Source organism: Wenxinia marina DSM 24838 (assembly GCF_000379485.1).
Classification (GTDB): domain Bacteria; phylum Pseudomonadota; class Alphaproteobacteria; order Rhodobacterales; family Rhodobacteraceae; genus Wenxinia; species Wenxinia marina.
Genome location: NZ_KB902312.1, coordinates 211,750 through 225,435 on the forward strand (window position 1 = coordinate 211,750; position 13,686 = coordinate 225,435).

Below are 13,686 nucleotides of genomic sequence, written 5' to 3' on the forward strand. Positions count from 1 at the left end.
GGTGCGTCAGATTTCGAAATCCGAAAGCGGCCGTCCGGCGCTTTCGGCGTCGACGATCCATTTCGGACGCCGGCCCTTGCCGGTCCAGGTCTGCGAGGGGTCGGCGGGATTGCGGTATTTCGGCGCGCCTTTCGTTCCCGATTTCCGGGAGCGGGCAGTTGACGCATTGGTCAGGTCGGCGAGCGAATAGCCGTGTTCCGCCGCGGCCTTTTCGGCGGCGGCCAGCGCGGCCTTCTTCTCGCGGTCGGCCAGGGTCGAAAGCGCCCGGTCGACATCCTTGCGAAGCGACTCCAGCTCCTTGCGGTTCATATTGTCGAGGTCGACGGCCATGATGTGTCATTCTCCGAATCAGTTCAATTTCGATTAGCCCCAATCCTGCCGCGGGGGCAATTGAAATCTAAACTTTAGAAGAGCGAAAATCAGCCGGTTGCAACCGCAAGAGGGCTATTCCGCCGCGAGGGAGTCCTGCCCGGCAAGTTCGACCAGGTCGGCCATGATGCGGTTCAATTCGAAATCCTTGGGGGTGTAGACCTGGGCAATTCCCATTGCCATCAAGGCGGTGGCATCGGCGTCGGGGATGATCCCGCCGACCACGACCGGGACGTCCGCAAGTCCCGCCTCGCGCATGCGGCGCATCACCTCGTCCACCAGCGGCAGGTGAGAACCGGAGAGGATCGACAGGCCGAGGACGTGGGGCCGGTCCTCCAGCGCCGCCGCGACGATCACCTCGGGCGTCAGGCGGATGCCCTCGTAGCGGAAGGCCATGCCGCAGTCGCGGGCACGGGCGGCGATCTGTTCGGCGCCGTTGGAATGGCCGTCGAGGCCGGGCTTGCCGATCAGCACCGTCAGCCGCCGGCCGAGGCGGGCGCTGACCGCGTCGACCCGGGCCCGAAGCTCGTCCAGCCCCTCGGTCCGGTTCGACGGGCTTGCCGAGACGCCGGTCGGCGCACGGTACTCGCCGAAGACGGCGCGGATCACGCCGGCCCATTCGCCCGTGGTGACGCCGGCCTTCGCGCAGGCGATGGAGGCGGGCATGAGGTTCTCATCCGTGCCCGCCACGCGGCGCAGTTCGGCCAGTGCCGCCTCCACCTCTGCGTCGTCCCGGTCGCGTCGCCACGCCTCCAGCCGCGCGACCTGATCGGCCTCGGCCGCCGGATCGGACGCCATCGCCCGGTCCCCGCCCGCCGTCAGTGGCGACGGCTCGCCGTCCTGCCAGCGGTTCACGCCGACGACGACCGTCTCGCCCCTCTCGATCGCGGCGAGGCGCGCCGCGTTCGACTCGACGAGGCGCGCCTTCATGTGGCCGATGGCCTCCACCGCGCCGCCCATCGCGTCGATCTGCTCCAGCTCGGCCCGCGCCGCCGCCTTCAATTCCGCGACCTTGCGTTCCACCGCCGGGTTGTTCTCGAACAGGTCGTCGTACTCCAGAAGATCGGTCTCATAGGCGAGGATCTGCTGCATCCGCAGTGACCATTGCTGGTCCCACGGTCGCGGCAGGCCCAGCGCCTCGTTCCAGGCCGGCAGCTGCACGGCGCGGGCGCGCGCTGTCTTCGACAGCGTCACGGCCAAGGTTTCGAGAAGAATCCGGTAGACGTTGTTCTCGGGCTGCTGCTCGGTCAGGCCGAGCGAATTGACCTGCACGCCGTAGCGGAAGCGGCGGTATTTCGGGTCCTCCACCCCGTAGCGCGTCTCGCATATTTCGTCCCACAGCTCGACGAACGCCCGCATCTTGCACATCTCGGTCACGAACCGGATGCCGGCATTCACGAAGAAGGAAATGCGCCCGACCATCTCGGGAAAGTTCTCTTTTGTAACCTTTTTCCGCAGATCGTCGAGAACGGCGATCGCCGTGGCGAGCGCGAAGGCGAGTTCCTCTTGCGGCGTCGCTCCCGCCTCCTGCAGGTGGTAGGAGCAGACGTTCATCGGATTCCATTTCGGCAGATGCGCGCGCGTATAGGCGGCGACATCCGTGATCATCCGGAGCGACGGGGCGGGCGGGCAGATGTAGGTGCCGCGGCTGAGATATTCCTTGACGATGTCGTTCTGCACCGTCCCCTGCAGCGCCCCGACGTCGGCCCCCTGTTCCTCGGCCAGCGCGATGTAGAGCGCGAGGAGCCAGGGCGCCGTCGCGTTGATCGTCATGGACGTGTTCATCCGGCCAAGGGGTATGCCCTCGAATAGCGCGCGCATGTCGCCGAGGTGGCAGACCGGGACGCCGACCTTGCCGACCTCGCCCCGGGCGAGGACATGATCGCTGTCGTAGCCGGTCTGGGTCGGCAGGTCGAAGGCGACGCTGAGGCCGGTCTGCCCCCTGGCGAGGTTGCCGCGGTAGAGGGCGTTCGAGGCGGCGGCGGTCGAGTGGCCGGCATAGGTCCGGAACAGCCAGGGGCGGTCTCTCTCTGTCATCTGCCAGCCTCCGAGCCCGCAATAAAATTTCATTACAGGACAAGTAAAGGACATATTATGGCCGTGTCAATTCGCTGCGGTGCGGCGCAGGACATGAAAGAGGCCCCGCACGATGGCGGGGCCCCAAGACTTGCAGAAGGTGCCGTCAGTCCGACGGCAGGCCCGACAGCCACTCCAGGATCGCGTCCGCGCTCGCCTCGGGCTGCTCGAAGATCGCGGCGTGGGCGGCATCGTCGATGATCGCGATCTCGCCCTGGGGCAGCGCCTCGACCATCGCCTCGCTCACCGCGACGGGGTACAGCGAATCCTCGCGGCCGACGAGCACCAGCACGGGGATGTCCATCCCGGCCAGCGTCGGCGTGCTGTCGGGGCGGTCGCGCAGGACGACCGCGCCGCCGACCGCGCCGATGTCGCTGGCCTGCTGCATCACGGCGCTCAGGTACGCTGCCTGCTCGGGCGCCGTGACGGTGCGGGTCTCGCCGGTCAGCATGTCGGGGATCAGCACCGGCCCGATGGACGCGACCGCCGGCATGTCGCCGTTCGCGTCTCCGCCCTCGGGCTCCATCCCAAGCTCCGCCTCGGCCGTCGTGACGGGCGCCATGTCCTCGGCGCTCACGTCCGCTTCCTCGACGGCCATCTCGTCTGCGGTGTCGTCCGCCATCCGGTCGCCGGCTGCCGCGGCTTCTTCGTCCACCGCCTCCTGGATCGGGGTGTCGCCGCCGATGCTCTCGCCGTCGACGCCGGTCTCCTCGGGGACGGACAGGTCGTTGCCCGCGCCGTCGTCCTGCCACGCCCCGAAGTCCTCGGCGCTGTTGGCGGCGAGCGCGTCGATGGCGCCGTTCCAGATGCCGGCCTCGATCTCGTTCGCCGGATTGGGGTTGGTGTCGATCAGGATCGCCGCGTCGAAGACGTCCGGGTTCTGCCGGTACATCTCGAACAGGATCGGCCCGCCCATCGACATGCCGCCGATCACGGCGCTGTCGATGCCAAGCTCATCCAGCACCGACAGCGCGTCCTCGGCGTAGGTGGCGACGTCGCCCACCACCTCGGGTGCGGTGGAGTTGCCATAGCCGCGGTGATCGATCGTGACGACGCGGTACTCGTCGTCCAGCCGGTCGCGGACACGCTCGAACAGGGCGCCCGAGAGCGGGTAGCCGTGCAGCAGGTAGAGGACCTCGCCCTCGCCGGACTCGCTGACGAAGATGTCGGCCCCGTTCACGCTGAGCGTCTGACCCTCGCGGGCGGCGGGGGCGGGCAGGCCGAGCGCCTCGGCGGCGTCCTGGGCGAAGGCGGGGGCGGCGAGGACCGGGGTCAGGGCGGTCGCGGCCAGAAGGGGCAGGCGGGTCATCGGGGAATCTCCTCACTCGTCTATCCGTCGCCAACCCGCCGCCCGGCCGCCTGTTCCAAGCCTCTGGGCGCGGCCCGGCGGCTCTGGCAAGGTGCGGCCGATGTTCCGGCCCGTCGAAATCCCCCTCTGGCTGCTGATCCTGATCCTGCTGTTCGCGGCGGTCACCTTCGCGTCGCACTTCCTGTTCCCGTCCGTGCGCTGGTTCCTGCGCCGCCGGGCGGAGCGACTGGTGGCGCGGCTGAATACGCGCCTCCGCCGCCCGATCGAGCCGTTCCGCCTCGCCCGTCGCCACGACATGATCCAGCGGCTCAGCTACGACCCCGCGGTCGTCGAGGCGGTGGTGGAGTATGCCCGGCGCGAAGGCGTACGCGAGGACGTCGCCTTCGAGAAGGCGCAGGACTACGCGCGCGAGATCGTGCCCTCGTTCAGCGCCACCGCCTACTTCACCTTCGGCACCCGGATCGCGCGGTGGCTGTCGACGTCGCTGTACCGGATGCGGACGGGGGCGTTCGACCGCGACGACTTCGACATGATCGACCCGGACGCGACGGTGATCTTCGTCATCAGCCACCGGTCCAACATGGACTACGTCCTGGTGACCTACCTCGCCAGCCGGGCCTCCGCGCTCAGCTACGCGGTGGGGGAGTGGGCGCGGGTCTGGCCGCTGTCGGCGATCATCCGGGCGATGGGCGCCTACTTCATCCGCCGCGGCTCGCGCGGGGCGCTCTACCGGCGGGTGCTGGCGCGCTACGTCCAGATGGCGACGGACGGCGGCGTGACGCAGGCGATCTTTCCCGAGGGCGGCCTCAGCCTCGACGGGCGGATCGCGGCGCCGCGGCTGGGGCTCATCAGCTATATCGCCGACGGGCAGGAGACGCGGGGGCGGGACGTCGTCTTCGTGCCGGTCGCGCTGAACTACGACAGGGTTCTGGAGGACACGATCCTGATCGCGGCCGGCCTGTCCGGGCGGCGCCGATTCCGGCCGCCGATCTTCAAGGCGCTGTGGGGCCTCGGTGCCTATCTCCTGCGGTTCGTGACCTTCCGCACGCGGCCCTACGGCGCCGCCGCCGTCGGCTTCGGCGCACCGCTGTCCCTGACCGCCTTCCGGGCCGCGGACCCGGAGGCCGGGGTGGAGGCGCTGGCGAACGAGCTGATGGACCGGGTCCGCAGCGCGGTGCCGGTCCTGCCCGTTCCGCTGGTCGCGCGGGCCGTCCTTGGCGGCGCGGTGGGGACCGAGGCGATCGAGGCGAAGGTCGCCGCCGCCATGGCGCAACTCGACGGGAGCGGCGTCAGCCTGCCGCGCCGCGACCCCGCGCAGGTGACCGAGGACGCGATGCGCATCCTGCGCGACCGCCGGCTGATGACCCGCCACGGCCGCATCGGGCGCCGCAAGGGGGCCGAGGACGTGCTGCGGTTCTACGCTGCCTCGATCGCCCACCACTTTCCCGAAGAGGAGGGGTCTTCTGCGGTGCGGCAGACATAAGATTGCACGTGGAGGCCTCTTAGGGTTGCTTTATTGCGCGACAGATCCTATCTCTGTCCATGAGCCGCAGGATTCTGCGCCGCAGAATCGCCCGATCAGAGATGGAGCGACCAGCATGGCCCTCGACCGGACCGCCGAACCGACGGACGACACCCGCGCGATCAAGGACCTCTACGCTGTCGGCGAGCTGCCTCCGCTCGGCCACGTGCCGGCGCGGATGCATGCCTGGGCGATCCGGCGCGATCGCCACGGCGAACCGGAGCAGGCGTTCCAGCTGGAGGTGGTGGACACGCCGATCCCGGCCAGCGACGAGGTCCTCGTGATGGTGATGGCCGCCGGCGTGAACTACAACGGCGTCTGGGCTGGTCTCGGCTTGCCGATCTCCCCCTTCGACGTGCACGGCGCCGACTTCCACATCGCCGGCAGCGACGCCTCCGGCATCGTCTGGGCGGTCGGCGACAAGGTGAAGCGCTGGCGCGTCGGCGACGAGGTCGTCATCCACTGCAACCAGGACGACGGCGACGACGAGCATTGCAACGGGGGCGACCCGATGTTCTCGCCCTCCCAGCGCATCTGGGGCTACGAAACACCCGACGGCTCCTTCGCGCAGTTCACCTGCGTGCAGTCGCAGCAGCTGATGCCCCGCCCCCGGCACCTGAGCTGGGAGGAGTCGGCCTGCTACACGCTGACGCTCGCCACCGCCTACCGGATGCTGTTCGGCCACCACCCGCACGAGCTCAAGCCCGGGCAGAACGTGCTGGTCTGGGGCGCGTCCGGCGGCCTCGGCTCCTACGCGATCCAGCTCATCAACACCGCGGGCGCCAATGCGATCGGCGTCATCAGCGACGAGAGCAAGCGGCAGTTCGTGATGGACCTCGGCGCCAAGGGAGTCATCAACAGGGGCGACTTCGCCTGCTGGGGCCAGATGCCGACGGTGAACACGCCGGAGTACAAGGCGTGGTTCGCCGAGGTGCGAAAGTTCGGCAAGGCGATCTGGGACGTCACGGGGATGGGCAACAACGTCGACATGGTGTTCGAGCATCCGGGCGAGGCGACGTTCCCGGTCTCGACCTTCGTGGTGAAGCGGGGCGGCATGGTCGTCATCTGCGCCGGCACGACGGGCTACAACCTGACGCTCGACGCCCGATACCTGTGGATGCACCAGAAGAGGGTGCAGGGCAGCCACTTCGCGAACCTCAAGCAGGCGTCGGCGGCGAACCGGCTGATGGTGGAGCGGCGGCTCGATCCCTGCATGTCCGAGGTGTTCGGCTGGGACCAGATCCCGCAGGCGCATACGAAGATGCGCAGGAACGAGCACAAGCCGGGCAACATGGCGGTGCTGGTGCAGGCGCCACGGACGGGCCTGCGGACGTGGGAGGACACGCTGGCCGAGAGCCGCTGAGAGCGGCGGGCGAGGAAAATTCGGCGAATTTCCCTCTGCCGCAGATGGAAATTCGTCGAATTTCCGTCGCGCGTGGGCTCGTTTTCAGCCCCGCCCGACGTACGGCATGCCCGTCGCCATGATCGTCTGGAACAGCACGTTCGCCGACAGGGGCAGCTCCGCCATCGCCAGCACCGCGTCCGCCACGTGGGCCACGTCCATCGTGTGCGGCGCCGGCTCGCCCGCGGCCTCGGCCCGGCGAGCCTGCGCCTCGACCATCTCGGTCGCGGCGTTGCCGATGTCGATCTGCCCGCAGGCGATGTTTAGCGGCCGACCGTCCAGCGCGATCTGGCGCGTCAGGCCGGTGATCGCGTGCTTGGTCACCGTATACGTCACCGCCTTCTCCCGCGGCATGTAGGCCGAGATGGAGCCGTTGTTGACGATCCGCCCGCCGCCCTGCGCCCGCATCCGGGCGAACGCGGCGCGGGCGCACAGGAACATGCCGGTCAGGTTGACCGCCACGACCTCGTTCCAGGTCTCCACCGGCGTCTCGTCGATCAGCGCCGGCGGGGCGAACATGCCGGCGTTGTTGAAGAGAACGTCGATCTGCCCGAACGCCTCGAACGCCGCCTCCACCGCGTCCGCATCCGTCACGTCGCAGGGCAAGGGCACCGCCGCCTCGCGGCCGGCCGCGATCTCCTCCAGCCGGTCCGCGCGCCGCGCCAGCAGGCCGACGCGCCAGCCGGCGTCCAGGCAGCGCTCCGCGACCGCCCGGCCGATGCCGGAGGACGCGCCGGTGACGAGGATGCTCTTCATTCTTCGCTCTCCAGGGCGAGGGGGGACGCGGCGGCGCCGAGATCCTCGACGCCCAGCGGCTCGGCCGGGCGGCCGAGGCGGTTGCGGGTGACCCAGCGCAGCTCGCGCTCGGCCCGGGTGATCGCGACGTAGGCGAGGCGCTTCCACAGCGGCTGTCCTGCCTCGACCCGGCCCATCCGGGCGGCGGCGTAGAGGTCGGGGGCGAACACCTGCACCGTGTCCCACTGCGAGCCCTGCGCCTTGTGAATCGTCACCGCCGCGCCGTGCAGGAACACCGCGCCCATGTGGGCGGCGAAGGGGATGAACGGCTCTTCCTCGCCCTCCTTCTCGATCTTGACGATCGAGGCGACGGAGATCTGCGGCTCGGGCGCGCCGACGAGGTGCAGGCGGCTGAAGCCGGGCCGCCGACCGGGTCCGAGGTAGATCGCCTGCGCGCCCTTGATCAGGCCGCGGGCCTCGAGGTCGATCCGCTTCTTGCGGTGCTTCAGCGGCAGCTCGATCCCGTCGCAGATCAGCGGCTCGCCCGGCAGCAGCTCGGTCAGCGGCGCGTCGAAGGCGGCGCGGAAGGCGTGGATCAGCCGGATGCGGGTGGCGTTGCGCCAGACGAGGACCGGCGAGCGCGCCATCAGCCCGGCCTCGACGCGCGGCGCCATCACCACGCGCTCGTCCCGCTGCGCGGCCTCCTCCACCATCCGCTCGAAGCGGTAGAAGTCGACGCTGTCGTCGGCCAGCGCGTGGGCGAGGTCCAGGATAGGGCTGTCGCCCTCCTGCCGGTGGACGCGGGTGAGGGTCAGGCGGCGCTTCTCGGGCAGGGTCTCGAACACCATGCCGTCGCCGCCGGACTGCACGGGCGGCAGCTGCGCGGGATCGCCGAACAGGACGAGGGTGGGGAAGATCTCCTTCAGGTCGTCCAGCGCCCGCCCGTCCAGCATCGAGCTTTCATCCACGAAGCCGATGTCGAGCGGATCCTCCCGCCGCTTCCAGCCGGTGATGAAGTCCGACCCCCGCAGCCCCGCGGCGGCGAGCGCGGCGGGGACCGAGCCGTGGGTGCGGAACGCCTCCATCGCGCGGTCGAGCTGGACGTCGGTCATCGCCTCGGTCTCGGGGCGGTCGCCCTCGCCGTTCAGCCAGGCGGCGACCTTCTCGAATTCGGGATCGTAGACCGGCGTGTAGAGGATGCGGTGGATCGTCGTCGCCGGGACGCCGCGATTGCGCAGGACGCTCGCGGCCTTGTTCGTGGGCGCCAGGATCGACAGGGTGCGCTGGCCCTGCTTGCGCTTGCCGTCCCAGTCGCCCGAGACGATGCGCACCCCCGCCTCCTTCAGCGCGCCGGTCAGCTGCGCCAGCAGCATCGTCTTGCCCGATCCGGCCTTGCCGACGATCGCGAGGACGGTGGCCTTGTCCGCCTCCGGCGCGGTGACGAGGCCGTCGTCGAGGTCGACGCCCGCGCCGCGCATGGCCTCGGCGAGCCGGTCCCACGCTTCGGCCTGGTCGTCGGAGAATACGGGGGCGGGCAGGGCGGCGGACATGGGCCGGACCCTAGCCCCGCCGGGCGCGAGGGGGAAGGCGGGCCGTCGCAGTCACGCCCGGGCGAAGGGGCAGGGCGGGGCCGCGCGTCCCGCGCACTCCGTCAACGCGCGGAGGCGCTGGCGCCGTCGGGATCGCCCGGCCCCGGCCAGTCCCCCTCGGCCGCGCGGGCAGCGGTGCCGGTGAGGATCAGGCCCAGCGCGATGGCACGGGCCACCGCATGCACGGTATTGACGGCGCCCAGCTTGAAGCGGGCGCTTTCGACGTAGGCCCGCAGCGTATGCTCCGAGATCGACAGCATCTCGGCCACCTGCCCGCGGCTGTATCCCATGGAGAGAAAGGTCAGGGTGTCCAGCTCGCGCGGGGACAGGGTCCGAAGGGGTTCGGGCCACCGCACCGCGGCGAGGTCGAGCGCCTTCTGATTGAAGCTGTGGGCGGCGAGGATGAGATCGCGACGCCGGGCGTCGGTGAAGGCCCGCCATTCGGCATCGTCGCAGGAGTGGCTGACGGTGAAGATGGCGAACTGCCCCTGCGGGCCACGGATCGGGATCGAATAGCCCTGATTGCCGACCCCGTATTCCACCGCGTCCTGCAGAAAGGCGCGCGCCGCGCGTCCAGACCAGTCGAGCTGTTTCCAGTCGACCGGGCGGAACCGCTGGAAACAGCCGAGGACCACCGGATCGATCCTGATATAGTCACGGCCGATGTACTGATCGACCCAGGCCAGCGAGTAGGTGCCGCAGCCGTATTGTCCCCCGTCGGCCGACACCCAGTGGTAGACGATGTGATCGACGGCGTAGGCGTCCCTCAGCATTGCGATGAGGGTCTGAAGATCGTCGAGGCTGTCAGCTGACTCGACGGTTTCGAGAAAAGTCTCTAATTCGATCGACATTCCCGGCCGCCCTCGTCATCGCCCCTTCGGGCCGGCGGCCGTGCTGCGCAAGGTCCTCCTGCGCGGCCAAGGTCGCCCGGGCAAGGCCGTCAGACAGGCCTGTCATGCCGTTCTTGTCGGCGTAGCTTTTCAGATCGGAAAGTACGCCGAAGATCCACCCGTGTCCCGTATCCATCTTATTCCCCAATAGGTTAACGCAACCTTAACGTGAGCATATCACACCCCAGCTTTACACGATATTCCTGCATCGCAATTCCCCAGAAATGACGGGACCGGCCAGAAGCGGCCTCAGCGGCGAAGGAAGGCGAACGCGGCGGAGGCGCCCCATCCGGCCGCCACGGCCAGCGCCAGCGCGAGAAGGCCGTAGACCGGCGGGTATTCGCGCGAGAGGTTGAACAGCCATCGCTCCAGCCCGACCTTCTGCACGCCGATCATCGTCTCGAGACTGTCGATCACCCGTCCCTCGCGGGTGAGGAAGATGCGGATCGTGTAATTGCCTTCGATGAGGTTCGCCGGCAGTTCGACCGCGGTGCGGAACAGCGTCTGCTGCTCGAAGTCGACGCTCTCCTCGTCCATCCGGTAGGCGCCGGCCTCCTCGCGGATACGGATCAGGGCCTGGGTGAAGGCGCCGGCGCCGGAGATCGTGTTGCCGACCGACCGGATCGCCCGCGGCGTGGTGATGGAGTAGCGCAGATCCTCGACGTGCAGCAGGCTCTCGTTCAGCGGAGCCGACGTGGCGACGGCGTAGAAGGACGGGGCGGCGTCGACCTCGACCGCAGCCGTGTTCACCCAGATGCCGGCCATCCGCGCGGCGCGGCGGACCTTGACCGGCGTCAGGGGGCCCGAGACGGTCACGATGACCTCCAGCGGCTCGGGCGGGGGCGGGGCGTCGCGGTCCACGGCACCGAAGATCAGCAGCTCCGACCCGTCGAAGGTGACGGTGATCGCCACCTCCTCGGCCGACAGGCCGAGGACGATGCTCTCGGCCCGCGCGGGGCCGCAGATCAGCAGCAGGAGGACGACCAGCGCCCTCACAGCGGCTCTCCCACGTCGAGGGAGTACACCTCGGACGGGGTCAGGACGAGGCCGAAGGCCAGCTGCAGGCAGACGAGCAGGACGAGGACGGCGAGCGCGACGCGCAGCGCCTCGGCCCGCATCCGTGCGCCGAGCGACGTGCCGATCTGCGCGCCGATGACGCCGCCGACGATCAGGAGGACCGCGAGGACGAGGTCGACGGTCTGGTTCGTCGTCGCGTGCAGCATCGTGGTGAAGGCCGAGACGAAGAGGATCTGGAACAGCGACGTGCCGATGACGACCTTCGTCGGCATGCCGAGGAGGTAGATCATCGCCGGCACCATGATGAACCCGCCGCCGACGCCCATGACCGCCGCGAGGATGCCGACCGCGAAGCCGACCGTCAGCGGCGGAATGACCGAGATGTAGAGGCCTGAGACCCGGAACTTCATCCTGAAGGGCAGGTTGTGCACCTTCATGTGCCGGCTGCGCCGCTGCGGCGGTCCGGCCCGGCGCGAGCGGATCAGGGCGCGCACGCTCTCGACGAACATCAGCCCCCCGACCGAGCCGAGGAAGACGACGTAGCACAGCGTCACCAGCAGATCGACCTGCCCCTGCGCCCGCATCCAGTTGAAGATGACGACGCCCAAGGCCGACCCGGCGAGGCCGCCGGCCAGCAGCACCGATCCCATCGTGAAGTCGACGTTCCGGCGCCGGAGGTGCGCCAGCAGCGCCGAGAAGGACGAGGCGACGATCTGGTTGGCCGAGGTGGCGACCGCGACCGCGGGCGGGATGCCGGCGAAGAACAGCAGCGGCGTGATCAGGAAGCCGCCGCCGACCCCGAACATCCCCGACAGCAGGCCCACGAGGCCGCCGATCCCCAGCAGCAGCAGGGTATGGACCGAAACCTCGGCGATGGGCAGGTACAGCTGCATCCGCGGGGGATCCTCCGCAGGCGGGACTGCGACCTCAAGAGCACCAAGTCGTGGCGAACGCCAGCCCCGCCCCGGTCAAAGGGCGGCGAGCATGGCGCGCAGGACCCGCTCCAGCTTGGCCGCGCCCAGGGGGGCCATCGCCTTGGTGTGCTCGTGGCTGATCTTCTCGTCGCTCATCCCGGCCGCCATGTTCGTGATGGTCGAGATCGCGGCGACGCGCAGGCCGAGGAACCGGGCGAGGATGACCTCCGGCACGGTCGACATGCCCACGGCGTCGGCGCCGAGGATGCGGATCGCGCGGATCTCGGCCGGGGTCTCGAAGGACGGGCCGGAATACCAGGCGTAGACGCCGCTGCCCATCTCCGTCCCCGTCGCATCTGCGGCCGCCCGCAGGCGCGCCCGCAGATCCGGGTCGTAGGCATCCCCCATCGGCACGAAGCGGGCGTCGGTCTTCTCGCCGATCAGCGGGTTCAGGCCGGAGAAGTTGATGTGATCGGACAGACTCATGATCGACCCCGGCGGCATCGCGGGGTCGAGCGAACCGGCGGCGTTGGTGAGGATCAGCGCCTCGGCCCCCAGCGCCTTGAGCACCTCCAGCGGCAGGCGCATGACCGTGGGATCGCCGCTCTCGTAATAGTGCGCCCGCCCGCCGAAGGCGGCGACGCGCACGCCCTCGAGGTCGCCGACCCGCAGGACCGGGTTGTGACCCGACACGCCGGCATGGGGAAAGCCGGGCAACTCGTCATAGCCGATCGCCACCCCGTCCACCGCTTCGGCCAGGTGGCCGAGGCCGGAGCCCAGCACCAGCCCCAGCCGGACGGGCGCGGTCCCCGCGCGGTCCCGGATCAGGTCGGCGAGTTCCTCGGCGGTCGCCATGTCAACGCTCCTTCACGTAGGGCTCGCCGCCCGCGCGGGGCGGGATCGCCTTGCCGACGAAACCGGCGAGGATGATGACCGTCAGGATGTAGGGCAGGGCGTCCAGCAGCTGCACCTGCACCCGGAACGACAGCGTCCGCTCGATGATGTCCGGCCGCAGCGCCAGCGCCTGAAGGAAGCCGAACAGCATCGTCGCCATCAGCGCGTACCACGGCCGCCACTTGGCGAAGATCAGCGCGGCGAGCGCGATGTAGCCGCGCCCGGCCGTCATCTCGCGGGTGAAGCCGGCCTGCAGCGCGGTCGCGAGGTAGGCGCCGGCGATCCCCGTCAGCACGCCGCAGATGCCGACGGCTGCGTAGCGCAGGCCGACGACGCTGATCCCGGCAGTGTCCACCGCCGCCGGGTTCTCGCCCACCGCGCGCAGGCGCAGGCCGAAGCGGGTTCGGAACAGCACCCACCAGGTCAGCGGCACGATCAGGAGCGCGATGTAGACGACGATGGTGTGGCCCGAGATCAGCTCGGAATAGATCTGCTGCAGCGGCCCGGCCTGCTGCATCTCGCGGATGTTGGTCAGCGCGCCGGGCCAGATGATCGGCTCGAAGCGCGCCGCGCCCGCCAGCTGCGGCGTCCGGCCGCCCTGGCCGAACCAGCTCTGCGCGACCACGACCGTGAGGCCGGAGGCGAGGAAGTTGATCGCAACGCCCGAGATCAGCTGGTTGCCGCGGAAGGTGATCGAGGCGAGGCCGTGGATGCCCGACAGCGCCAGCGACCCGGCGATTCCGGCCAGCAGGCCCAGCCACACGCTGCCGGTGACGAAGGCGATGGCGCCGGACAGGAACGCCGCCGCCAGCATCTTGCCCTCGAGGCCGATGTCGAAGATGCCCGCCCGTTCCGAGAACAGCCCGGCAAGGCAGGCGAGCAGCAGCGGCGTCGCCAGCCGGATCGTCGAGTCGAGGATTTGCAGGATCGTCAGCAGGTCCATTCAGACTTCCCTTCCGGCCGCGCCCG

Annotated in this window: 13 protein-coding genes; 2 read left to right on the forward strand and 11 right to left on the reverse strand. The window is 69.6% G+C overall.

The genetic code is table 11. From position 1 onward, the window contains the following. Positions 1-6: 6 nt before the first annotated feature. The 3 genes from A37W_RS0117040 to A37W_RS22985 form a co-directional block, all read right to left on the reverse strand. On the reverse strand, positions 7-330 hold the full coding sequence (locus A37W_RS0117040; protein ID WP_018304255.1) for an H-NS histone family protein: 324 nt from the start codon (positions 328-330) through the stop codon (positions 7-9). Between the two features lie 114 nt (positions 331-444). Continuing rightward, positions 445-2,406, reverse strand: a complete 1,962-nt coding sequence (locus A37W_RS0117045; protein ID WP_018304256.1) for a methylmalonyl-CoA mutase family protein — start codon at positions 2,404-2,406, stop codon at positions 445-447. 145 nt (positions 2,407-2,551) lie between these two features. Then, positions 2,552-3,754, reverse strand: coding sequence for an alpha/beta fold hydrolase (locus A37W_RS22985; protein ID WP_018304257.1), 1,203 nt, complete (start codon positions 3,752-3,754; stop codon positions 2,552-2,554). 100 nt (positions 3,755-3,854) lie between these two features. On the opposite strand from A37W_RS22985, the gene A37W_RS0117055 reads away from it, so the two are divergent. Both A37W_RS0117055 and ccrA read left to right on the forward strand, forming a co-directional pair. After that, positions 3,855-5,237, forward strand: coding sequence for a 1-acyl-sn-glycerol-3-phosphate acyltransferase (locus A37W_RS0117055; RefSeq protein ID WP_018304258.1), 1,383 nt, complete (start codon positions 3,855-3,857; stop codon positions 5,235-5,237). Between the two features lie 115 nt (positions 5,238-5,352). Beyond that, positions 5,353-6,639, forward strand: a complete 1,287-nt coding sequence (gene ccrA / locus A37W_RS0117060; RefSeq protein WP_018304259.1) for a crotonyl-CoA carboxylase/reductase — start codon at positions 5,353-5,355, stop codon at positions 6,637-6,639. Between the two features lie 84 nt (positions 6,640-6,723). Here ccrA and A37W_RS0117065 read toward each other — a convergent pair whose 3' ends face one another. From A37W_RS0117065 to A37W_RS0117095, 8 genes are all read right to left on the reverse strand, one after another. Beyond that, a complete protein-coding gene (locus A37W_RS0117065; RefSeq protein WP_018304260.1) occupies positions 6,724-7,434 on the reverse strand; it encodes an SDR family oxidoreductase in 711 nt (236 codons plus the stop codon). Beyond that, entirely contained in the window at positions 7,431-8,963 is a 1,533-nt protein-coding gene (locus A37W_RS0117070) for an ATP-dependent DNA helicase (protein WP_018304261.1), read from the reverse strand. Before A37W_RS0117070 ends, A37W_RS0117065 begins: the two co-directional genes overlap by 4 nt. A 101-nt stretch (positions 8,964-9,064) precedes the next feature. Further along, positions 9,065-9,853, reverse strand: a complete 789-nt coding sequence (locus A37W_RS22320; protein WP_047772142.1) for a helix-turn-helix transcriptional regulator — start codon at positions 9,851-9,853, stop codon at positions 9,065-9,067. After that, a complete protein-coding gene (locus A37W_RS24055; protein ID WP_169337592.1) occupies positions 9,807-10,028 on the reverse strand; it encodes a hypothetical protein in 222 nt (73 codons plus the stop codon). The genes A37W_RS22320 and A37W_RS24055 overlap by 47 nt, the downstream gene beginning before the upstream one ends. Positions 10,029-10,141: 113 nt before the next feature. Further along, a complete protein-coding gene (locus A37W_RS0117080; protein ID WP_018304263.1) occupies positions 10,142-10,888 on the reverse strand; it encodes a TIGR02186 family protein in 747 nt (248 codons plus the stop codon). After that, positions 10,885-11,802 (reverse strand): sulfite exporter TauE/SafE family protein, encoded by a 918-nt coding sequence (locus tag A37W_RS0117085; protein WP_018304264.1) that lies wholly within the window; start codon positions 11,800-11,802, stop codon positions 10,885-10,887. Before A37W_RS0117085 ends, A37W_RS0117080 begins: the two co-directional genes overlap by 4 nt. 75 nt (positions 11,803-11,877) lie before the next feature. Then, the gene (locus tag A37W_RS0117090; RefSeq protein ID WP_018304265.1) at positions 11,878-12,678 is read right to left on the reverse strand and encodes a purine-nucleoside phosphorylase; all 801 of its coding nucleotides are present in this window, start codon (positions 12,676-12,678) and stop codon (positions 11,878-11,880) included. 1 nt (position 12,679) lies between these two features. Further along, positions 12,680-13,660, reverse strand: a complete 981-nt coding sequence (locus A37W_RS0117095) for an ABC transporter permease (protein ID WP_018304266.1) — start codon at positions 13,658-13,660, stop codon at positions 12,680-12,682. Between the last annotated feature and the right edge of the window lie 26 nt (positions 13,661-13,686).

Excerpts from the sequence above, each read along its gene's own strand:
- A37W_RS0117065 (WP_018304260.1), bottom strand. The coding sequence starts at position 7,434 with ATGAAGAGCATCCTCGTCACCGGCGCGTCCTCCGGCATCGGCCGGGCG.
- ccrA (WP_018304259.1), top strand. The coding sequence starts at position 5,353 with ATGGCCCTCGACCGGACCGCCGAACCGACGGACGACACCCGCGCGATC.
- A37W_RS0117095 (WP_018304266.1), bottom strand. The coding sequence starts at position 13,660 with ATGGACCTGCTGACGATCCTGCAAATCCTCGACTCGACGATCCGGCTG.
- A37W_RS0117055 (WP_018304258.1), top strand. The coding sequence starts at position 3,855 with ATGTTCCGGCCCGTCGAAATCCCCCTCTGGCTGCTGATCCTGATCCTG.
- A37W_RS0117040 (WP_018304255.1), bottom strand. The coding sequence starts at position 330 with ATGGCCGTCGACCTCGACAATATGAACCGCAAGGAGCTGGAGTCGCTT.
- A37W_RS24055 (WP_169337592.1), bottom strand. The coding sequence starts at position 10,028 with ATGGATACGGGACACGGGTGGATCTTCGGCGTACTTTCCGATCTGAAA.
- A37W_RS0117085 (WP_018304264.1), bottom strand. The coding sequence starts at position 11,802 with ATGCAGCTGTACCTGCCCATCGCCGAGGTTTCGGTCCATACCCTGCTG.
- A37W_RS22320 (WP_047772142.1), bottom strand. The coding sequence starts at position 9,853 with ATGTCGATCGAATTAGAGACTTTTCTCGAAACCGTCGAGTCAGCTGAC.
- A37W_RS22985 (WP_018304257.1), bottom strand. The coding sequence starts at position 3,754 with ATGACCCGCCTGCCCCTTCTGGCCGCGACCGCCCTGACCCCGGTCCTC.
- A37W_RS0117045 (WP_018304256.1), bottom strand. The coding sequence starts at position 2,406 with ATGACAGAGAGAGACCGCCCCTGGCTGTTCCGGACCTATGCCGGCCAC.
- A37W_RS0117070 (WP_018304261.1), bottom strand. The coding sequence starts at position 8,963 with ATGTCCGCCGCCCTGCCCGCCCCCGTATTCTCCGACGACCAGGCCGAA.
- A37W_RS0117090 (WP_018304265.1), bottom strand. The coding sequence starts at position 12,678 with ATGGCGACCGCCGAGGAACTCGCCGACCTGATCCGGGACCGCGCGGGG.